The organism is uncultured Hymenobacter sp. (assembly GCF_964243305.1).
In the GTDB taxonomy this organism is placed as follows: Bacteria; Bacteroidota; Bacteroidia; order Cytophagales; family Hymenobacteraceae; genus Hymenobacter.
This window is the reverse complement of the sequence record NZ_CAXTEF010000051.1, coordinates 1-21,149: the sequence shown is the minus strand read 5'-3', so window position 1 is coordinate 21,149 and position 21,149 is coordinate 1. Positions and strand designations below refer to the sequence as shown.

The 21,149-nt window shown below is 61.2% G+C and carries 18 protein-coding genes; 10 read left to right on the top strand and 8 right to left on the bottom strand.

What is annotated here, in order from left to right:
- Nucleotides 1–197 precede the first annotated feature (197 nt).
- From ACFE70_RS18755 to ACFE70_RS18735, 5 genes are all read left to right on the top strand, one after another.
- Nucleotides 198–2,129 carry an ABC-F family ATP-binding cassette domain-containing protein gene (locus tag ACFE70_RS18755; protein ID WP_375419319.1) on the top strand — a complete coding sequence of 644 codons (1,932 nt, stop codon included), beginning with the start codon at nt 198–200 and terminating at the stop codon, nt 2,127–2,129.
- 461 nt (nt 2,130–2,590) lie between these two features.
- Nucleotides 2,591–3,076, top strand: coding sequence for a phasin family protein (locus ACFE70_RS18750; protein WP_375419318.1), 486 nt, complete (start codon nt 2,591–2,593; stop codon nt 3,074–3,076).
- A gap of 203 nt (nt 3,077–3,279) precedes the next feature.
- On the top strand, nt 3,280–4,953 hold the full coding sequence (locus tag ACFE70_RS18745; protein ID WP_375419317.1) for an ABC1 kinase family protein: 1,674 nt from the start codon (nt 3,280–3,282) through the stop codon (nt 4,951–4,953).
- A gap of 68 nt (nt 4,954–5,021) precedes the next feature.
- Nucleotides 5,022–5,270: a hypothetical protein gene (locus ACFE70_RS18740; protein ID WP_375419316.1), complete on the top strand. Its 249-nt coding sequence runs from the start codon at nt 5,022–5,024 to the stop codon at nt 5,268–5,270.
- Nucleotides 5,255–5,569 (top strand): type II toxin-antitoxin system RelE/ParE family toxin, encoded by a 315-nt coding sequence (locus ACFE70_RS18735; protein WP_375419315.1) that lies wholly within the window; start codon nt 5,255–5,257, stop codon nt 5,567–5,569. Before ACFE70_RS18740 ends, ACFE70_RS18735 begins: the two co-directional genes overlap by 16 nt.
- Before the next feature lie 175 nt (nt 5,570–5,744).
- Here ACFE70_RS18735 and ACFE70_RS18730 read toward each other — a convergent pair whose 3' ends face one another.
- The 4 genes from ACFE70_RS18730 to hppD all read right to left on the bottom strand — a co-directional run bounded on the left by ACFE70_RS18730 (nt 5,745) and on the right by hppD (nt 11,026).
- Nucleotides 5,745–7,478, bottom strand: coding sequence for a phospho-sugar mutase (locus tag ACFE70_RS18730; protein WP_375419314.1), 1,734 nt, complete (start codon nt 7,476–7,478; stop codon nt 5,745–5,747).
- Between the two features lie 110 nt (nt 7,479–7,588).
- Entirely contained in the window at nt 7,589–8,251 is a 663-nt protein-coding gene (locus tag ACFE70_RS18725) for a hypothetical protein (protein WP_375419313.1), read from the bottom strand.
- Nucleotides 8,251–9,729: an AAA family ATPase gene (locus ACFE70_RS18720; RefSeq protein WP_375419312.1), complete on the bottom strand. Its 1,479-nt coding sequence runs from the start codon at nt 9,727–9,729 to the stop codon at nt 8,251–8,253. Before ACFE70_RS18720 ends, ACFE70_RS18725 begins: the two co-directional genes overlap by 1 nt.
- A gap of 163 nt (nt 9,730–9,892) precedes the next feature.
- Nucleotides 9,893–11,026, bottom strand: coding sequence for a 4-hydroxyphenylpyruvate dioxygenase (gene hppD / locus ACFE70_RS18715; protein ID WP_375419311.1), 1,134 nt, complete (start codon nt 11,024–11,026; stop codon nt 9,893–9,895).
- Nucleotides 11,027–11,216: 190 nt separating this feature from the next.
- Here hppD and ACFE70_RS18710 point away from each other — a divergent pair, with 190 nt between their 5' ends.
- Together ACFE70_RS18710 and ACFE70_RS18705 are read left to right on the top strand one after the other, a co-directional pair.
- The gene (locus ACFE70_RS18710; RefSeq protein WP_375419310.1) at nt 11,217–11,603 is read left to right on the top strand and encodes a hypothetical protein; all 387 of its coding nucleotides are present in this window, start codon (nt 11,217–11,219) and stop codon (nt 11,601–11,603) included.
- A 517-nt stretch (nt 11,604–12,120) separates the two neighbouring features.
- Nucleotides 12,121–13,035 carry a hypothetical protein gene (locus ACFE70_RS18705; RefSeq protein WP_375419309.1) on the top strand — a complete coding sequence of 305 codons (915 nt, stop codon included), beginning with the start codon at nt 12,121–12,123 and terminating at the stop codon, nt 13,033–13,035.
- A gap of 8 nt (nt 13,036–13,043) precedes the next feature.
- On the opposite strand, the gene ACFE70_RS18700 is transcribed toward ACFE70_RS18705, so the two are convergent.
- Together ACFE70_RS18700 and ACFE70_RS18695 are read right to left on the bottom strand one after the other, a co-directional pair.
- Nucleotides 13,044–14,213 carry a hypothetical protein gene (locus tag ACFE70_RS18700; protein WP_375419308.1) on the bottom strand — a complete coding sequence of 390 codons (1,170 nt, stop codon included), beginning with the start codon at nt 14,211–14,213 and terminating at the stop codon, nt 13,044–13,046.
- Nucleotides 14,214–14,450: 237 nt separating this feature from the next.
- Nucleotides 14,451–15,755 carry a PDZ domain-containing protein gene (locus ACFE70_RS18695; RefSeq protein ID WP_375419307.1) on the bottom strand — a complete coding sequence of 435 codons (1,305 nt, stop codon included), beginning with the start codon at nt 15,753–15,755 and terminating at the stop codon, nt 14,451–14,453.
- Between the two features lie 324 nt (nt 15,756–16,079).
- Here ACFE70_RS18695 and ACFE70_RS18690 point away from each other — a divergent pair, with 324 nt between their 5' ends.
- Nucleotides 16,080–17,009, top strand: a complete 930-nt coding sequence (locus tag ACFE70_RS18690; RefSeq protein WP_375419306.1) for a helix-turn-helix domain-containing protein — start codon at nt 16,080–16,082, stop codon at nt 17,007–17,009.
- A gap of 198 nt (nt 17,010–17,207) precedes the next feature.
- Nucleotides 17,208–17,975 (top strand): SDR family NAD(P)-dependent oxidoreductase, encoded by a 768-nt coding sequence (locus ACFE70_RS18685; RefSeq protein ID WP_375419305.1) that lies wholly within the window; start codon nt 17,208–17,210, stop codon nt 17,973–17,975.
- A 34-nt stretch (nt 17,976–18,009) separates the two neighbouring features.
- On the opposite strand, the gene ACFE70_RS18680 is transcribed toward ACFE70_RS18685, so the two are convergent.
- Nucleotides 18,010–19,092, bottom strand: coding sequence for an o-succinylbenzoate synthase (locus ACFE70_RS18680; RefSeq protein ID WP_375419304.1), 1,083 nt, complete (start codon nt 19,090–19,092; stop codon nt 18,010–18,012).
- A 97-nt stretch (nt 19,093–19,189) separates the two neighbouring features.
- Nucleotides 19,190–19,459, bottom strand: coding sequence for a KGG domain-containing protein (locus ACFE70_RS18675; RefSeq protein WP_375419303.1), 270 nt, complete (start codon nt 19,457–19,459; stop codon nt 19,190–19,192).
- A 282-nt stretch (nt 19,460–19,741) separates the two neighbouring features.
- On the opposite strand from ACFE70_RS18675, the gene egtB reads away from it, so the two are divergent.
- Nucleotides 19,742–21,109 (top strand): ergothioneine biosynthesis protein EgtB, encoded by a 1,368-nt coding sequence (gene egtB, locus ACFE70_RS18670; RefSeq protein WP_375419302.1) that lies wholly within the window; start codon nt 19,742–19,744, stop codon nt 21,107–21,109.
- Nucleotides 21,110–21,149: the final 40 nt, after the last annotated feature.

Genomic DNA, 21,149 nt, shown 5'->3' with positions numbered 1-21,149 from the left:
TTTATAACAAAGTAATTTATAACAAAGTAATTTATAACAAAGTAATTTATAACAAAGTTACTATTTTTATTTTTAACAAAACAAAGTTTTAGATTGGCGAGCTGTTGAGATAGTCCCTGCCCGAAGGCGAATTTCCTACCCCCCTTCCGCAGCCGAGGAGTCATTCCCCCATCCCCCCGGCCGTACCTTTGCGGCCTATGAATCTGCTATCCGCCGAGAACGTCTCGAAGAATTACGCCGACCGCTGGCTGTTTAAAGACTTGAATTTTGGCCTGCAACAGGGTCAGCGCATTGCCTTCGTCGGCATCAACGGCACGGGCAAAACCACGCTGCTGCGCGTGCTGGCCGGCCTGGAAATCCCCGACACCGGCCTGGTGAGCACCCGCAAGGGCATCCGCGTGGCGTATCTGGGCCAGCAGCCGGTGTTCGATGAAAAGCTGACGGTGGAAGAAACCATCTTCGCCTCCCAGAACGACACGCTCAAAGCCATCAAGGAATATGAGCACGTCGTCAATGATGCGAATCATAAGTCCGACGACTTGCAGCGCGTTATGGAGCGCATGGACGCGCTCAACGCCTGGGACTATGAGGCGCAGGTGCAGCAGATTCTGGGCCGGCTGGGGATATTGGGCGAATTGCTGACGCGCAATGTGAGCCAGCTCTCGGGCGGGCAGCGCAAGCGCGTGGCCCTGGCGCGGGTGCTGATTGAGGAGCCGGAGGTGCTGCTGCTCGATGAGCCGACCAACCATCTGGACCTCAGCACCATTGAGTGGCTCGAAAACCGGCTGGCCTCCCCGACCCTGACGCTGCTCATGGTGACCCACGACCGCTACTTTCTCGACAAAGTGGCCAACGAAATCGTGGAACTGGACCGCGGGCAGATGTACCGCTACCAGGGCAACTACGCCTACTTCGTGGAGAAGAAAGCCGACCGCGAGCTGCGCGAAGCCACCGAAGTAGAAAAAGCCCGCAACCTGTTTCGCAAGGAGCTGGAGTGGATGCGCCGGATGCCGCAGGCCCGCGGCACCAAGCAGAAAGCCCGCATCGACGCCTTCTACATCACCAAGGAAAAGGCCAGCACCAACCTCAATCAGCAGCAGATTGAGCTGAGCGTGAAAACGACCCGCCAGGGCGGTAAAATTATCGAGGCCAGCCACTTGAACAAAAAGTTCGGCGACAACGTGGTGCTCGATGACTTCAGCTACGTGTTCAAAAAAAAGGACCGCATCGGGCTCGTGGGGCCGAACGGGGTAGGGAAATCGACGCTGATGAATATGCTCACGGGCAAGCTGAAGCCCGATTCCGGCAGCATCGACGTGGGGCAGACCACCGTGTTTGGCTACTACACCCAGACCGAACTGGAATTCGACCCCAGCCAGCGCGTGATTGATATTGTGAAGGAAGTGGCCGAAGTCGTGGAGCTGGCCAATGGCGACGTGCTCACGGCCAGCCAGTTCCTGAACCTGTTCTTGTTTCCGCCGGCCCAGCAGTACACGCTGGTCAACAAGCTTTCGGGCGGGGAAAAGCGGCGCTTGCAGCTCCTGCGCGTGCTCATCAAGAATCCCAACTTTCTGATTCTCGACGAGCCCACCAACGACCTCGATTTGGGCACGCTCAACATCCTGGAAGATTTCCTGCTGCACTTCACTGGCTGCCTGCTGATAGTCAGCCACGACCGCTACTTCCTCGACCACCTCGCCGAGCACCTCTTCGTGCTGGAGCCCGGCGGCGCGGTGCTCAACTTCCCCGGCAACTACACCGACTACCGCGAGTATCTGGAAGAGCGCGAAACCGAAGCGGCGCTAGAGGTTGAGGAGAAAGCTGCCAAAGCCGCCCGCGCCGCCGCCAAAACCCTGGCGGCATCCGGGCCGGTGCCGGCGGCCGTGAGCACCGCCGTGGCACCCTCGCCCGCCCGGCGCCGCGCCTCTTTCGCCGAGAAAAAGGAGTACGAGCAGCTGGAAAAAGCCCTCGCCGCGCTCGAAGCCGAGAAGCAGGACCTCACGGCCAGGCTCAACGGCGGCAGCGGCTCGCCGCAGGAGTTTGCCGCCTGGGGCGCGCGGTTGCAGGCCCTGGCGCAAGAAGTCGAGGCCAAGGAAGAGCGCTGGCTGGAGCTGGCCGATTTGGCGTAGTCCGGCCCCGCCAAACAGCGCTGCCACTAACCACCATTTCCCTACTCCCCTTCATCCTGACCAACCCCTGACCAACCCCGGTAAGGCCGCTTACCGGTCAGCATGAGGTTAGTCGGGACGGAGGGGGGTAGGGAAATAAGGCAAAGCCCGGCGGGACAACCTCAACCGGACCCGGATTGAGATTGTCCCGCCGGGCTTTATCGCTCTTAATCGTATCCTCACGACCGCCGAGCCGCTCCGCCAAGGTTTTCCTCTTATTGAGCGGCGTAAATGCCAAACCAGGACTTACTGAGACTCAACAGCTATTTTTACACTACGGCAAAGTCCCGGCGCGCTATTATAGTAGTTAAATGAAGTATAATTTGCGTTAAACTACTCGGCTTGCATACTACTTTTGTCGGGCAAGTCTTTTGCCGTTAACTAATTTCCGTTTTCCTTTTCACTCCTACCCTTTTTTCATCATGGAAGATTTGTTCAAGAAGTTCGTCAATGCCGGCGTGGGCTTTATCTCGCAGGGCAACAAGCGCGTGCAGAGCACCATCGACAAGCTGGTGCAGGAAAGCAAAATCTCGGAGCAGGAAGGCAAGAAGATTGTTGATGACATGATGAAGAGCAGCGAGACCAAGGTTAAGGAGCTGGAAACGCAGTTCAAGGGGCTGACTGACAGCATGATGAAGACCGTGGGCATGAGCGGCAAAGCTTCCAAAACCGCTAAGAGCGGCGCCAGCAAGCCCGCCGGGAGCAGCAAAGCCGGCAGCGGCCGAGCTGGTAGCGCCGCCAGCAAAGCCGCTGGTACCGCGAAAAAAGCCGCCGACAGCGTGAGCAGCACCGCCTCCACTGCCCAGCGCCCGGCCGCCAAATCGGGCGCCACCCAAAAGCCCGCCGCCAAAAAAGCCGTCCCCGCCAACCCGGACGGCAGCCAGCCGGCCGAAAGTCAGAACAGTTAATTCTGCGTTGTTCAGCGCTTAAAACCCCGTTTGCTTTGTTGCAGACGGGGTTTTGAGTTTCGGCGGCTTCTGCTCTTCAGCCCGCCGGCTAGCGCCGCCGGCCCCGCCCCTTCCCTACCCCCCTTGCCGCGCCCGAAGGGGGTAGGGAATGCCGTTGAAATAATCCGCCCGTCATCCCTGAAAATCTGCGCAATTTGCCGCTCATGTTCAAAAACACGCTCTCCAATCTTTCCCGCATCCGCCAGGTTTCCGAAGTGCTCCTGCGCTACGGCTTCGAGGATGTGGTGACGACCACGCCGCTGCGGCGCCTCGTGGGCGCGGGCCGGCGCCTACGCTGGCAGCGCGACGAGCGCACGGTGTTCGACACCAGCCGCTGGGAGCGTATCCGGCTCATCATCGAGGAGTTAGGCCCCACCTTCATCAAGCTGGCCCAGGCCTTGAGCAACCGCGCCGACCTGCTGCCCGAGGCGCTGATTGACGAGTTTGAGAAGCTGCAAAGCAACGTGCCGCCCTTCCCGGTGGCCGAGGCCCGCGCCATCATCACCCAGGAGCTGGGCCGCGGGATGAGCGAGGTGTTCAGCGAGTTTGACGACGTGCCGCTGGGCTCGGCCAGTATCGGGCAGGTGCACCGGGCGCGGCTGCGCACGGGCGAGGAAGTGGTGGTGAAGGTGCAGCGCCCCGGCGTGCAGGAGAAAGTGCGCTCCGACTTGGCGTTGCTGCACGAGCTGGTGCGCCTGACCAGCGGCTTCCTCAGCAAGCAGGGCCTGGCCAACCCGCAGGACGTGGTCGACGCTTTCGAGCGCAGCATGACCAAGGAGCTGGACTACACGTCCGAGGCGCGCAGCATGGAGCAGTTTCGCAAGCTCTACGAGAATTACCAGACGTTCTATATTCCCAAGCCTTACCGCGAATTCAGCACTGCGCGAATACTGGTAATTGAGTTCGTCAGCGGCTGCAAAATCACGGATAAAGCGCAATTAGTAAGCTGGAATCTCGACCCCGCGAAAATAGCTGAAACGGGTATGGATATTTACTTAACTCAAATCTTTGAGTTCGGTATTTTCCACGCCGACCCGCACCCCGGCAACGTGCTCGTGCGCCCCGACGGCAGCATCATCCTGATTGATTTCGGCATGGTGGGCAAGCTCACCAAGCAGCAGAAATACGCCTTCGCGGGCGTGTTCATCGGCATGGCCCGCCAGGATGCGCGCAGCATGGCCCTGAATTTCCGCCGTCTGGCCCTGACGGCGGAAATTCCGGATATGCGCACCTTCGAGGCCGATCTAAATCAGCTTATCGAAGACTTCACGACGCTCGACGTGAAGGAAATGAGCATGTCGGACCTCGCCGACCGGCTGCAAACCATTATTTACGATTATAAATTACAAGTACCAGGTGCGGTATTTTTAATTCTGCGCGCTTTAGTTATTCTCGAAGGTATCGGTAAGGTATTGCACCCCAGCTTTAACACCTTCGAGTTCGTGGCGCCCTACGGCCAGCGCATCATCGCCGAGCAATATTCGCGCGACAATATCATCAGCGAGGCGCAGTACACCGGCCAGCAACTATTAGCACTCGTCCAAACCCTGCCCGCCGACGTGCGCCAGATTGTGCGCAAAATCAGCAAGGGCGAGCTGCGCGTAAAAGTGGAGCTGAGCGGCTACAACACGCTCCTGCGCAAAGCTGATCAGCTCGTAACCCGCACCATTCTGGCCCTGCTCACGCTGGGCAGCTTGGTTTTCGCCGGCCTGAGCCTGCTGGGCCATTACTCCGCACAGATGCCGTATTACCGCGGGCTGCCCGTGATTACGTGGTACAGCCTAGGCGGCGTGGCGTTTCTGATATTGCTGATGACGCTGCCCCGGCGGGGGGAGTAGGGGGTAGGAGTATTAGCGGGTATAAGCTAATTTGGTGCGTAACTTTAAGCTCATTCATCGCCAAAAAAATGAATTTAGCAGCCGAAAAATTGAATTTCATTCAGCAAATTCTGCTGCTCGATGAGGCGGCGTTTGCCGAACTACAGCACTTCGTGGCGGCGCGGGGCCTCACGCACCAGGGTAATCCTGTAGCGCAGAGTATTTCCGACGACGAGCTAACGGCACAATTTCACGAAGCGCGCCGGCAAGGTGCTAACGAAGAAACCTATTCCTCGGCGGAAGTTGCCGCACTGGCGCAGCAATGGCAGACCAAATAGCGCTGGTCCGCTGGAGCCGGGTAGCCGCTAACAACCTAGCCGAGATAGCCGAGTTCTTGCGAGAAACCAGCGCCACCGCCGAGACCCAAACAATTAGTTTGCTGCTTGAGAAAGCAAATCAGTTGGAAACTAACCCACAGTCTGGCCAGCTATGGGTTCATGCTCCTGAACGTCAAGCCGAAATCAGAACGCTGCTCGTTGGTAAAAAATACCGCTTGGTTTATGAAGTGGTAAGCCCGACTCAAGTATTAATTCTGCAAGTCTTAAATATGCGCCGAAATAATACCTACTACCGCTGACTGGGGGTCAAAAACTTCTTTAGTTATTAGAAAGAATCTTGTGGGATGAGGCTAGCAACCGAAAGGCTACTAGCTTCATCCCACAAGATTTTTAGTTTCCCTACCCCCCTTTCTTATCACCAAGCTACCCTGTTAAGCCAACTCAGGCGCCGCAGTGGGTTCAAGCAATTGTTTATTACAGCTGCAAATCGGCAATAATCGCCCTAATCTTATTTTGTGCGCGCTGCGTGGCCGCGTCAAAATCTGCCACTGATTCCATCGGCTCTTTTACGCTGAAGTAGAACTTAATTTTAGGCTCGGTGCCGCTGGGGCGGGCCGAAATCTTGCTGCCGTCTTCGAGGATGAATTGCAGCACGTTGGAGCTTTCCAGGCCGGTTTCGGTTTCGAGCACGGTGCGCAGGTTGAAAATTTTGCCGGTCTGGTAGTCCCGGATTTCCACTACCGCTAAATCAGCAATGCGGGCGGGCGGACTCTGGCGCAGGCCGGCCATCATTTCCTGGATTTCCTCGGCGCCGCGCTGGCCTTTTTTGGTGAGCGAAATCAGGTCTTCGACGTAGAGGCCGTACTGGGCGTACATCTGCGTCATTTCCTGATACAGCGTGCGGCCGGCGGCTTTGGCGACGGCCGCCATTTCGGCAATCATGGCGCAGGCCGACACGGCGTCCTTGTCGCGCACGAAGTCGCCGATGAGGAAGCCGTAGCTCTCTTCGCCGCCGCCGATATACGTTTGGCTGCCCTCAAACTCGCGCATCAGGCCGGCGATGTACTTGAAGCCGGTCAGCGTCTGGTAGCTTTTCACGCCGTAGTGCCGGGCCACGTCGCCGAGGATGTCGCTCGTGACGATGGTGTAGACGATGTAGTCTTGCGGGGTGAGGCGGCCGGCTTTTTCGCGCGCCGAGAGCAGGTAGTAGGTGAGCAGGGCGGCGGTCTGGTTGCCGTTGAGCAGCACCCAGTCGCCTTTGTCGTCTTTCACGCCGACGCCTACGCGGTCGGCGTCAGGGTCGGTAGCGAGCACGATATCAGCGTTTTGCTTCTTGGCTTGGTCGAGCGCCATTTGCATAGCGGCTTTTTCCTCGGGGTTGGGCGATACGACGGTGGGGAAGTTACCGTCGGGCGTAGCCTGCGCTTCCACGACGCTCACATTAGTAAAGCCGAAGGCGGCCAGCGCGCCCGGCACGAGCGTGATGCCGGAGCCGTGGATGGGCGTGTACACGATGCCCAAATCGTGCTGCGCGGCGATGGCGGCCGGGTTGATGCTCAACTGCTTAACCTGGGCTAAATACGCTGCGTCTATCTCGGTGCTGACGTACTTAATGAGCGCATCATTGGCTTGAAACTTAACTTCCGTGACGCTGGAAATAGCGTTTACTTCGGTAATAATATTCTTGTCGTGCGGCGCTACCACCTGTGAGCCGTCTTCCCAATAGACCTTGAAGCCGTTGTATTCTTTGGGGTTGTGCGAGGCGGTGATGACGCAGCCGCTCTGGCAGCCGAGGTGCCGGATGGCAAACGATAATTCGGGGGTAGGACGCAGGGCCTCGAACAAATAAACCGTGATGCCATTGGCGGAGAAAACGCCGGCCGCGGTTTCGGCGAATACGCGGCTGTTGTTGCGCGAGTCGTGGGCCACAGCCACTTTGATTTCCTGGCCGGGGAAGCTCTTATTCAAGTAGTTGCACAGGCCTTGCGTGGCCATGCCCAGCGTGTAGCGGTTCATGCGGTTCGAGCCGGGGCCCATCAGGCCGCGCAGGCCGCCGGTGCCAAACTCCAGGCTGCGGTAGAAAGCATCGTTGAGCGAGTCATCCTGGTTTTCGGCTTGCAGGCGGCGGATTTCAGCCTGCGTGTCGGCGTCGTAGTCGGCGGTGAGCCAGGAGGTAATGCGCTGCTGAATTTCGGAGGTAAGAGCCATGAAGGGGGGTAGGGAAATTAGGATTGCTAAGGTAGAGGCGTATAATACGGCAGTGGAAGGGTAAAGAAGCTTGCATTGGGCCGAAAGAGGAGCTAGCAATTACAATGTACTTATTTGCTATAAAGTAAATCGACCGCCCTGCTGACTTCTTCTTCCAGTCTTTGAAAGGCAGGCAATGCTCTCAAGGCGTGAAAGCCTTCCTCCTGTTGCAAGTCAACCAGCCGGTGCAGTCGGCGGCGTTCATGCGCCTCAAATCTGAGTAGCCGCCGGCCTGTAAGCCCACTGGCTTCCCGTAGAATAGCCAGCAGAACGGTTTTAGCTTGCTTTAACAGCTCCAAACTGTGTACATCAGGCAGCGGCAACGCCATGCGGCCACTTGGATTTTCGGCGGCCAACCGGATAGCGTCCTCGTTATGCAGCAGCCATGTTTCGGTCATTTGCACCGGTACCACACGGGCATACACCGGAAATTTTTGTTGAAAAACCTTCGCCACACCTTCGTCTATTTCCTGGTTGCGCAAAGGCCACGTGCTGTCCTTTTCCGCATCCCGATGGATAAAGTACAGGTCGGCAGGAAAGAACTGTTGGGCGGCCAATAGTTTTTCCGGCAGCGTTCGTAGCGGACGGGACAGCGGCAAGCGTCCCCACTCCGGCACTCGGATGTCCACTGTCGTGCCGGCCGGCAGGTATTGCGCCAGAACCCATTCCAGAATAGGTTTCAACAAACTATCCGAACTACCGTCGGCAATTAAGGTCGCGGTTAGCAAGGACATCACAACAACTGGAGCGCCTGCTCAAAAATGTTCAGTTGTTGGTTGATATGGTCGCGCAGTCGGCGCGGCTTCGCCAGCGGCTTTTTGGCGGACTCAACTGCCTCGGGTGGTGCGGGGTAAGGCTCGCCGTCCGGACTTAGGTAAGCCAATAATTTATCCAGCGTAACGGACTCGGCTGGTTCGTCCATTTTCGTGCGCCAGGTTTCCGGCACGGCCGCAAAATGCACTTGGTTGCTCAGCTGACCCTGGCTGTCTGTGTCTTTCACCCGAATGGCAATCACCAGCGTGTCGGCCGGCAGGCTGTTCACTACTGCCGGCGAATGGGTATTGATGATGACCTGCCGCAGTTTGACGCCTTCTTCCACCTTTTCTTCGGTGTCCGTAACAATGTCGCGCAGCAAATCCAGCATGGCGGCAATGCGGGCGGGGTGAATGCCGTTTTCCGGCTCTTCCAGGCACAGCACTCCTCCCACCTGGTCGTCTTCTTCGATTACCGTGAGGGCTAAAAAGCGCAAGGTGCCATCCGATAAGGCACGCGCCGGATGTTGCGTACCGGAACGGTCCGTTACTTCCACCACCAGCAAATCGCGTTTGTCGTCCCGTTCCACCTGCACGTGGCGCACGTCTTCGTTTAATTCGGCCAGCCGGCTGCCGATGCGGGCGTACACCCCTTCGCCCCGCGTGCGCCGCAACCGATAAAGCGTAGCCGGCAGATGCAATCCATTCGCACTCAGCACCGCCGGCGCGTCAATGGGGTCGGGATTGCGGAGGGCGGTAGGCTCCAGCTGTAACAATTGCCACGACTGCATTTCCCGTTTGGCCAACGCCGCCGTGGCGGCCTCGCCGGCATTGACTGACGAGAGGACCGTGCGCATAAGCTTGCTGGCCGCATACGGCTGCGGCTGGCCGGGACCTTCCTGGTGCCGGCGAATAAACAAGCCGTTTTCGGCTTGCTCGGTACTGATAAACTCTACCGTCCGCCGCCCCGTGACGACGCTTTTGCGCCACTCGGTGGAATGCGGAAAACCCAATTGTTTTTTGGCTTCACTCAGGTTGATGTACGCCAGTTCCTCGTGCCGGATTACGAGGCGGCTAACCGTGCTGAGCATTGTCTCCTCTTCGTAGCCAAGCTCCAGCTTGTAGCGAAGAAAAGTAATTTTTGCAGTGGCCGGCTGGCCCAAATCATCTTCTCCTTTGGCTGAAATAATCATTTCAGCCTCTAATTTCATCGTGTCGGCGTAGCGGTTGCCGGTGCGCGTAAACAGGCTCCTCAAATCACCGGCCTTGTTTTGCTCGTCGCGAACCATCAAGGCCGCTTCCCGCAACGGGTACGTAGCCAGATTGCTGAGGAAACGGATGGCGTCGAACAAATTCGACTTACCTACGCCGTTTGCGCCAGCAATGCAGGTAAACGGACCAAACCGAACATCCGTATCGACTAAATTCTTAAAGCCAACAATGTGTAGCCGGGTTAACATAAGCTAGTTCGTGGTAACCGAAAGTACAACCAATACCTTCATACAGCCATCGTTTAGTATGAAAAGGCCCACCATATTCCCATGCCGGGGAACTCTGCTTGTCATAATATCTGCTGCACTTCCTCCGCGTAAATACCTGCGTTTTCTGCAGTGAAAATCCGCGCTACAAATTGCCGCGCAACGCCTGTTCGCGCTCGATGGCCTCAAATAACGCCTTGAAATTGCCTTTGCCGAAACTCTTGGCGCCTTTGCGCTGAATGATTTCGTAGAATACCGTGGGCCGGTCTTCGACGGGCTTGGTGAAGATTTGCAGCAGATAACCTTCCTCATCGCGGTCCACGAGCAGGTTGAGCGCCTTAATGGACTCCAAATCCTCGTCGATGGCGCCGATGCGCTCCAATAGGTCGTCGTAGTAGGCGGCGGGCACGGTCAGGAACTCGACGCCGCGGCGGCGCAGCTCCGTGACGGTGGCGCGAATATCATTGGTGGCGATGGCAATGTGCTGCACGCCGGGCGAGTGATAGTAGTCGAGGTATTCCTCAATCTGCGACTTTTTCTTGCCCTCGGCCGGCTCGTTAATCGGGAATTTGACGTAGCCATTGCCATTGGAAACGACTTTCGACATGAGGGCCGAATACTCCGTGGAAATATCGTCGTCATCGAAAGTGAGCAGCAGCTTGAAGCCCATCACGTCCTCGTAGAACTTCACCCACTGGTTCATTTCACCCCAGCCCACATTGCCCACGCAGTGGTCGATGTGCAGCAGCCCCACGGGCGGGCCGGCCGGCACCAGACTCGTTTTGGCCACGAAGCCGGGCAGAAACGCACCCCGATAATTCTTGCGCTCCACGAAGGTGTGAATGGTTTCGCCGTAGGTGTAGATGCCCGCCAACGTGACCGTGCCGAACTCATCCTCAACTACATACGGCTCAAACGTGGGCCGCGCGCCGCGCCGGGTGGTTTCCTCGAACGACTTGCGCGCGTCGTCAACCCAAAGCGCCATCACCTTCACGCCGTCGCCGTGCTCAGCCACGTGGCGCGTGATGTCGGAGTCAGGCAGCAGCGAAGTGGTGAGCACAAGGCGGATTTTGCCCTGCTGGAGCACGTAGGAGGCCCGGTCGCGGCGGCCGGTTTCGGGACCGGCGTAGGCCACCAGTTCATAGCCAAAGGCGGCCTGGTAGTAGTAGGCCGCCTGCTTGGCATTGCCGACGTAGAACTCAACGTGGTCGGTGCCGAGCAGGGGCAAAAAGTCCTGGGCGGGATGGGCCAGCGCGGCCGGCGAGGTCATGGTTTCCATGCGGGGTGGGGGGTAGGGAAAGGGACAGCATAATAAGGTAGCGGGCGCGGGTAAAAATACGGGTTTGGGCCGAACCGGGCTTGGGCCGGCTGCGGGGGGGTAGGGGCCGGGGGCTGGGGCGTTTGCGGTTTCGTGCGCACATTTGCGCTGGCTGGCTCGTCGGCTGGCTTGTCTTTTTGCTCTTTTTTCTATGAATACCGAAGAACTCAACACTGCCTTGCTGGCCCTCATCGGGAAAAAACAGGAGCTGCAAGGCCTCAAGTATGATGATGCCCGCTACGACGACGTGGAGGAAGCCCTGCACGACCTCGAAGACGACTTCAACGAGCAATACGGCGACTACCTGGAGGCGGCCCTGGAGAAAGTGCACACCGACTTGCAGTCGGACACCGACGTACTGCTGCCCACCGCCTACCTGCCCAGCCGCCCCGGCGTGCCGCCCACGCCTAAGGAAGGCGTCTGGGTTGATTCAGAGAAATATCCGGGCAAGGAAGCGCGCATCACGCTCATTCCCAGCCCCGTGCGCATCATGCTCACGGTGGGCAAGCAGGTGCAGCAGGAGCTGTGGCAGGCGTGACAGGATGAATTATGAGTTAAAAATTATAAGTTATGAGCAGGTGGCAAGCCAGATTTTGACGCTAACTCATACTTCATAGCTTTTAACTCATAACTCCAAATACTTGGAGGTGGCCGACTAGCAGCAGGCCCGGTAAACCGGCTTTTTCGCCAGCGCCAACTTGACGGCCAAAGAATTTATTCATCCTTCCACGTAATCTCGGATTTTGGAAACGGCCCGCCGGCACTATGCCGGGCGGGCCGCTTTGGTTTTATCTGAAATCGGGGAGGAAGCCCTGGCGCCAGCGGGCAAATGGGTGGGGCGCGAGTGGGCGGTGAGCCAGCAAGAGCACTCTGCGCACGTGTTCGGGGCCGTGCCGCTGGCGGCGGGGCGGCGCAGGTGGCCGTCGTTTGGGGCGGAAGCGGGCGGGCAGCTTGCCTTGCCGCTAGCATCAGAGCGCATAAATGTATAACTTGCTGGGGACCATGCAACGTTGCGGCCGGCCGGCGGCTCCGTCTGAGAAAGACGGTTTTTCCGGTTGCTCGCGCCGCGTTCCGGCAAGCGTTTCCCTACCCCCCTCTTCTCCCACCAAGCCCCGCTGGCGATGCGTCATCACTACTTCCTGCTCCCGACTTTGCTGGTGCTGAGCTGGCTTACCACGGCCTGCGCGCCCAGCTTCTATGTTGACCTGAAGCCGGTCCGGCCCAGTAATCTGTTCGTGGAAGGGCGCGAGCAGGCGCGGGCCTTCACGGCCGACAGCGTGGAGGTGCGGCTGAGCTTCGTGTGCTTTGAGGCCTCGCGGATGGTGTTTGAGGCCGTGTACCGCAACCCCACGCGCGGGCAGCGGCTGGTGGTGGCGCCGGCCAAATTTGCCTACCAGCCCCGCCGGACCGAGCCGGCGCCATTGGCCGCACCTACGCGCCGGCCCAGGCCCGCGCCGGGCGCCGCAGTAAGCGCCACCGTAGCCGCGGCAGCGGCGGCCCAGCTGCTGCCCGCGCTGCCGGCCCAGCCGGTAGCCGCCTTCGACCCGGAGCCGGAAATCACGGCTCTGCAAGCCGCCGCCGAGCGGGCCGCCGCCAAGGCCAACCGCTTCGACTGGCTCGGCGCGGCGCTGGCCATCACGAGCGTGGCCGTGGATGTGGCCAGCATCGGCAAACGGGAAACGCCCAGCCAGGCCCAAAGCCGCGACGCCCTGCACGACGCCGTGGTGACCTACCAGGTGGCCTCGACGGCCAACAAAATCGGTCACGCCATTGCGGCCGACGCCCTGCACCTGCGCGCCCTCAACTTGCAGGATTATGCCCTGCGCAAAGTGACCTTAGAGCCCGGCCAGCAGGTGCGCGGCTTCGTGTATTTCCCGCGCTTCGACGCGGCCGACACGGTGCGGGTGCTTGCGCCGGTGCCCGGCGGCTCCCTACCCCTCGACTTCGTGCAAACGCACACCCGGCGGTAGCGCGGCGGCTACTTGGCGCGGTGGGCGGCGGCTTTTTTGCCCAGGCTGTGGTTGCGGTAGCCCTTGATGGCCAACGGAATCCAGCCCAGTAGCGGAATGAAGTAGGCCAGCGTGATGGGGTTGCGCCACACCATGCGCCAGAAGGCGCCGGGGCGGTCGAGCTGCATCCGGAAATTGCGGCGGCCCTCCCGGACGTAGAGACGCTCGAACTCGGTGAACACGGCCGGCCAGGCGAAGGGAAAAAAGAAAGGAAAGTAGCGGCGGTTTTCCTTCAGGCGCTGCCACAGCTCGCGCCAGCGGTAGGGCCGCTGCCCGTGGGCGCGCACGGCAGCGTCCAGCTCGACTTGCATGCGCTGGCGGATTTGCTCGCTCAGGGCCAATAGCTCGTCGCGGCTCAACTCGTCGTGCTTTTTGCCGGTCAGCTCGGTGGGGCGAATGCGGGTGCCCATCACAAAAACCAGCTTGGCCGGCAAGGCCAGGTAGAACGCCCAGGGCTGCACCAGCACCAGCAGCAAGAGCGGTGTGAGGGGCAGAAACGGGATGCCGATTTTCTTGGTGAAGCGGTTAATCCAGTCCCAGGAATAGGCGTAGGGATTGAGGTATTCGGCGTTGATGGTGTAGAAGGGCATGATGTCGGTGCCATGCATGAGGCTCAGGCGCACCATGCTGGTGGCCAGGCGCTGGAGTTGGTACTTGCGGTTGAACCCCTTGCCGATGCCGGGCACGCCCTCGGGGTAGAGCATGAGGTTGTAGTCGTTGTAGTACATCATGGTCTCGAAGTTCAGCGTCGTGGCATCCACGGAGCCGGACTTGCGCCAGAAATCGCGCAGCAGAAACGGGTTCATCAGGGCCGTCTGGGAGAGCAGGGGCGCCGAGAGCGGCCGGGGCATGTCGCGGCGGCTGGGCAGGGCCCGGAACAGGTGGGCCAGCCCCACGATGGCATCCCAGGGGAAAGCCATGCCGGAGTGGTTGGAGGCGAAAATCAGCGGCCGGTCGGGGTTGTTGCGCTGCGGAAAGTTGTCGAAGCCTACCAGCTCGGAGCGAAACCAGACGCGGTCCAGCACCTGCAAAATGTTCTCGTCGATGGTGCGGGTGAATTCTTCCTCGAAAAACTCGTCGTAGATGTGCTGGTTGGCCCGGACGGCGGGCGGCGGAACCGAAGAAGCAAGTGCCGGCATGGAGGAGGAACGAGGCCGAGAAGTAGAAGGGGGGTAGGGAATCCGAATGTAAGGGTTTTGTTCAGCTTGCGCAGGGTTCAGGATTAGCCCGGCCAGGGAAAAGCATAGCCGCCATACGTTGCGTTTCCCAGCGGGAGGAGGGGTAGGGTGCCCAATAGAGCCAGGATTACTGCACCCCTCGCACGGCGAGGAGACGCAAGATATTGCGTCTCTACAGGCCGTTGTTCCCTACCCCCCTCAAATCTGGCGCCGGAGCCGCAGCGTGACGGTGTGCAGCTCGCCATCGGCGCGGCGCACCAGCAGCAGCAGGGCGCGGCCATCGTAGGAGTGAAACAGGCGGCTGAGCTGGGTCATCGAGAGCATGTTGGTGGGCAGCAGGTTGATGCTGACCAGCTCATCGTTGGCCAGCAGGCCCGCCGAGGCGGCCGGCGAGTCGGGCGTCACGCGCAAAACCAGGTAGCGGCGGAAGTCGGGGCCGGCCGCCACCAAATCCAGGCCGCACATGTCGTGCTCGAAGGGCTCGCGGTACTGGGCGTTGGGGCGCAGCAGCAGGCGGCGGTGGGGGTAGTCGATGACGACTGAAAAGCGCTTGAGCAGCTCGAAGCCCACATTGCCGTTGCGGGGCACCGTGACGCGGCCGCGCACCTGATTGGAGTCGGGAAACGAGGTGAGCACGGCCGGCAGGCGGTAGCGGCCCAGCTGCAGGGCCGTGACGCGGCCCAGGTAGCCGCGAATGAAGCCCGACAGGCCCCGGCCCAGGTCGGTGCGCAGGCGCTGGGGCGGCACTTGCAGCTGCGGCGCCGAGCCCGCCTCCAGGGACAAAGCGTGGCCGGCACCGGTATCGAGCACCAGCCGCAGCGGCAGGGCCAGCGAGTCGCTGACCTGGACGGGCAGGTGGAGGTAGGCTTTGTGGGCGATGATGGTGAGCGGCAGACTGGCCCAGCGCCCGCCGCGCGGCGCCCGGTAGCGGTCGGGCGCCGTGAGCACCAGCCGGTGGGCCTCGGGCTCGACGCTCACCACGAACGAGCGGAACAGCTCGGAGCCCAGGATGCCGTGGATAGGCATCCCGACGTAGCCCGAAAGGTTGAGCACGTCCTCGGAGAGGGCCAGCATCCGCAGGCTGGGGCCCACCACGTGGTTCGCGCTCAGGCGCACGCCCTCGACTTCGTGGGCCAGCAAGCCCGCGTCTTCGCCGCCCGAGCCCACCACGCGGTAAGGTTGCCCGCGGCGCAGGCGCAGCGAGTCGGCCACGTTGGGGTCGGTGAGGATGGCCGTGCCCACGCCGCTGTCGAGCATGAAATTGAGCGGCCCAATGCCATTGACCATAAAGCTGACGATGAGCAGGTTGCGCTGCACCGTCAGGGGCAGCACCACCTGCCGCCGCCCCGGCCTGTCGAACAGAAACGGCAGGGGCTCCGGCACGCCCGGCCGCGAGACCAGCTGCTGAGGCAGGGGGGGTAGGGAATGCCGCAGGCGCACGGGCCGCAGCGGCACGTTCCAGCGCTGGGCCAGGGCCGGCGCGGGGCCGCATAGCAGCGGCAAAAGCAGCAAAAGCAGCAGGCGCGCCGCCCGGCCTGACCGGACGCCAGGCCGGGCAGGTGTGAATGCCCAACGTGATATTTCTAAGGAGAGCATAAACCGGCGCGCACTATGCCGGGTAATTTAAGCATAAATCAGCAGTATAAATTCCGGGATTCGCTATGATTCAGCGCCGGGCCGCGGGGCGGGCCGGAGCAGGGAGCTGAGCCGGCACCACACCAGGCCGGGCTGACCACCGCGCTGCCTTTATCGCCGGCCCGCGCTTCTCCGGCCAGCCTTCGGCGACGCCGGCGGCCATACCTTTGAATTTCGCAAATCAAGCCGGCCATGCAAAGCATCTCGCTCGAAGAGTTTTACGACCAGCTGGCGACCGGCGCGGCCACCGAGCTAAGCGCGCTGCTGCCACCCGGCATTCAGCAGGAAGTCGGGCACTTCAACATCTTCAACGTAGCCGACCTGTTCAGAGGCCGCGAGAAGACCGCCGCCATGCCCTACGACCGCCGGGCGTACTACAAAATCAGCCTCATCAGCGGGCGCAACCGGGCCGAGTACGCCGACAAAGTGATTGAAATTGAGCGCCATGCCCTGCTTTTTGCCACGCCCAAAGTGCCCTACCACTGGCTGCCGCAGGATGCCGCTCAGGCCGGCAGCTTCTGCATCTTCACCCCCGAGTTTCTGCTGCCGGCCAAGAGCGGCGTGGTGCTCGACGAGCTGCCCATTTTCAAGGCCGGCGGCTACCCCGTGTTTGCGGTGTCGGAGCCGGAGAGCGCCGAAATCGGGGCCATCTTCGCCAAGATGCAGCGCGAAATCACGTCGGACTACGCCTATAAGTACGATTTGCTGCGCAACTACGTGCTGGAGCTGGTGCACTTCGGGCAGAAGCTCCAGCCGGCCACGGCTCTGTATCCGGCCCACACGGCCGCGGCGCGGGTGACGTCCTTGTTTATTGAGCTGCTGGAGCGGCAGTTTCCCATCGAAACCCCGCAGCAGCGGCTGGCCCTGCGCACGGCCAAGGACTACGCCGACCGCCTGGCCGTGCACGTCAACCACCTCAACAAGGTGCTCAAGGAAAACACCGGCCGCACCACCACCGACCTGATTGGGGGCCGGCTCACGCAGGAAGCCAAGATATTGCTCAAGCAAACGAGCTGGAACATTTCGGAGATTTCCGCCAGCCTGGGCTTCGCTGAGGTGGCGCACTTCTCCAACTTCTTCAAGCGGCAGACCTCGTTTTCGCCGGCCGCCTTCCGCAGGTAAGGGGGGTAGGAATAATTTGAATGGCGCAAAAAACGGATTGGCGGGCGCAACCGCGCTGCCGCCAGCCGGCCGGACCTTTGTGCCGTCGCCAAAGAGCAGCAAAAGACCAGGGCGGGCACTTGCCGCGCGCTGGGGGCCGCACACTTTTCAGGGCTTCACCTCATCCATTTCATCCCCTTCCCTACCCCCCCTTCTCCCATGACACCCCCATCTTCCAAAATTGCGCTCGTCACTGGCGGCAGCCGCGGCCTGGGCAAAAACATGGCCCTGAGCCTGGCCCGCCAGGGCACCGACGTCATCCTCACCTACCACAGCAAGCAGGACGAGGCCGCCGCCACCGTGGCCGAGATTACGGCCCTGGGGCGCAAGGCCGCGGCCCTGCAGCTCAACACGGCGGCAGTGAAAAGCTTTGAGGCCTTTTATACGCAGGTCAGCGCCGCGCTGCGCGACACCTTCGGCGCGGAAGGCTTCGACTTTCTAATCAACAACGCCGGCACCGGCGTGCACGCCCCCTTTGCCGAAACCCAGGAAGCGGACTTCGATGAGCTGTTTAATATTCACTTCAAGGGCGTTTTCTTCCTGACTCAAAAGGCCTTGCCGCTGCTGCGCGACGGGGGCCGCATCATCAACATCTCCTCGGGGCTGGCGCGGTTTTCCAACCCCGGCTACTCGGCCTACGCCAGCATGAAAGGCGCGGTGGAAGTTTTCACCCGCTACCTGGCCAAGGAGCTGGGCGGGCGCGGCATTGCGGCCAACGTGGTGGCGCCCGGCGCCATCGAAACCGACTTTGGCGGGGGCGCCGTGCGCGACAACCCGCAGGTCAACGCCTACCTGGCCGGCGCCACGGCCCTGGGCCGGGTCGGCCTGCCCGACGACATCGGCGGCGTGGTGGCGTTTCTGTGCACCGAGGAAGCCCGCTGGATTAACGGCCAGCGGCTGGAAGTGTCGGGCGGCATGAATCTGTAGCGCCCGGCGCCGCCCCCTACCCCCCCCCGCTGGCTCAGGGCTGCTCCCAGCGGCCGGCGGGGTCGAAGTGCAGTTCGCCGCGCGCGATGCGCAGTGGGGCGGCCACGTTGTTGTGGTAGAGCTGCCCGGTACCCAGGCCCTGGGCAAAGCCGGCCACGTCGTACTCGCCCGTGAGCTGGGCCACGGCATTAAGGCCCACGTTTGACTCCAGGGCCGAGGTAATCCACCAGCCCAGGCCGTGGGCCTGGGCCAGCTCAATCCAGCGGCGGGTGGCGGCGTGGCCGCCAAGCAGCGTGGGCTTGAGCACGAGGTAGGCCGGGCGCACAGCGGCCAGCAGCTTTTCCTGCGCGGCCGGGTCGGTGAGGCCAATCAGCTCCTCATCCAGGGCAATGGGCACGGGCGAAGCGCGGCAGAGCGCCGCCAGCGCCGCCCACTGCCCGGCCCGCAGCGGCTGCTCGATGGAATGAAGGGCGAACTCCGCCAGCGCCGCCAGCTTGGCGGGCACCTCAGCAGGCGAGAAGGCGCCGTTGGCATCGACGCGCAAGGTCAGCTCAGCGGGGCTGGCTACGGCGCGGATTTCGGCCAGCAAAGCCAGCTCAGTGGCGAAATCAAGACTGCCGATTTTGAGCTTCAGGCAGGAATAGCCAGCGGCCAGCTTTTGCTCGATTTGCTCGCGCATGAAGGCGGCATCGCCCATCCAGACCAGGCCGTTGATAGGCAGGCCGGTGTGGCCGGCGGCAAAAGCATTGGGGTAGAGCTGCCGCCGCCCGCCGCCAGCATAGTCGAGGGCAGCGGTTTCGAGGGCGAAGCGCAGCGCGGGCAGGTGGGCCGGCACCAGCTCCGGCACCTGCGCGGCCCCGAAATCGGCGTAGCCCGCGGCGTTAAAGCGCCAACACAAATCGGCCACTTCCGCTTCAAAGCCCGGCTTGAAATCAGGGCTGAGGCCCGCCAGCGGAGCCGCTTCGCCAATCCCTACCCCCCTCTCCGCACCCAAAGCCGCGGGGGGCCCGTCGTGCAGGTGCAGGTAGTGGGTCGTGTGCTCGGCCAGCGCCCCGCGTGAGGTGCGGGCCGGAAAGTTGAAGCGCAGCACGCGCCGCGAGTGAGTCAGACCAAGCATTTATGCCGCGCTTAACTAGGAATGAAGAATGAGGCAAGAATTGTGGCAAAGGTCGCCGCTGTAATTCCTCATTCTTCATTCCTAATTAAGCGCAGCGTTATGCTTTCTTGCCTTTGCGGCTCACCAGACCGCCTTTGCGGCCGGCAGCGCGGGCTTCGGCGGTGCTGAAGCGGTGGCCGCGGCCACTCTCGTGCGAGGCCCGGCCACCCTCGCTGGCAATGCGGCGCTGGGTTTCGGGGTCCATTGCGGCAAAGCCGCGGCGGCTTTTAGTACCCACGCGGTTGGCAGGGCGGGTAGCAACCTTGACAGTTGCTTCAGCCGGTCTGACTGACTCGGCAGCGGGGGTAGCAATCAGAGGAATGGACATAAAAAAAGGAGGAAAAGAATAACGGGGTGCAGAAAACCTGCTCGCTGGACTGACAAATTATTTAAAGCTCAATAGGTTATGACAACCACAGCAAGCTGACTAAAAATACCAACTTGTACGGACCAGTTTCTACGTACTTGTTGCGCCCGCTTGCGGCGGCAACTGAAAGCCGGCTGCGGGCTGCCGCAGGCTGCCGCGGCGCCAGCCCGCAACCCGCGGCCGGCTTTTGTGGTTGCTGCCCTGAACCTTCCTCGCTGCCCTGGCCGCCGCACCCGCTTCCCCGTGCAATCCTCCCCCTCTACTCTTGCCGCGCCGCCCGCCGCCGCCCACCCTTTGCTGGTCCGTTACCGGGCCGTGCGGGCGCAGTCGGTGGCCCTGTGCCAGCCGCTGCTGCCCGAAGACACCGTCGTGCAGCCCACCATCGACGTGAGCCCGCCCAAGTGGCACCTGGCCCACACAACCTGGTTTTGGGAAACGCTGCTGCTGCGCGAATATTTGCCTGACTATGAGCTGTTTCACCCGGAATATGCTTTTCTGTTCAACTCTTACTACAATTCGCTGGGCTCGCGCGTGAACCGCGCTGACCGCGGCACGCTCTCGCGTCCGCCGCTGGCCGACGTGTACCGCTACCGCGCCTACGTCGATGCCCACATGGTCCGCCTGCTCAGCCCCGGGGCCGGCAACTCCCTACCCCCCCCCGCCGCCCTGGAGCTGGTGGAGCTGGGCCTCCAGCACGAGCAGCAGCACCAGGAGCTGCTGGCCACTGATATTAAGTACATCCTCAGTACCAGCCCATTAGCGCCCGCTTATTTGGTCAATGAGGACTTAGGAATGAGGAAGGGAGAATTACCAGATAATAATTCCCCCTTCCTCATCCCTGATTCCTCCTTCCTAAAAGTGCCGGGCGGGGTGCACCGCATTGGCTTTCAGCAGCCGGAAGGGTTTTGCTTTGATAATGAGCTGCCGGCGCACGCGGTCCTGCTGGCCGACTTTGAGCTGCAAAACCGGCTCGTGACCAATGCCGAGTACCTGCAATTTATCGAGGCCGGCGGCTACCAGGATTTCCGGTTTTGGATGGGCGAGGGCTGGGACTTAGCGCAGCGCGAAGGGTGGGCCGCGCCGCTCTACTGGGTTCGGCCGGATGAGAAGACGCGGGCGTGGCAGCGCTTCACCCACCACGGCTTGCAGCCGCTGAACCTGGCCGCGCCGGTCACGCACGTGAGCTTTTACGAGGCCGACGCCTACGCCGCCTGGGCCGGCGCCCGCCTGCCCACCGAGCCCGAATGGGAAGCCGCGGCCCGCCACTTCGGCGCCGCCGGTCTGCTGGCCGAAGGTGACAACTATTTGGAAAGCAGCCGCTTCGACCCCCAGCCCCTACCCCCCTCGGCCGACCCCAACCGGTGCCACCAGCTGCTGGGCGAGTGCTGGCAGTGGACCTACTCGGCCTACCACGCCTACCCCGGCTACCGCCGCGCGGCCGGCGCCCTGGGCGAGTACAACGGCAAGTTCATGGTCAACCAGCTGGTGCTGCGCGGCGCCTCCTGCGCCACGCCGCAAAGCCACGCCCGCGTCAGCTACCGCAACTTCTTCCACGCCGATAAACGCTGGCAGTTCACCGGCATCCGGCTGGCCAAGTCATTCAACATTTAACAGTAAGCAATTGACAGTGAACAATAAGCAAAAAAGGCGG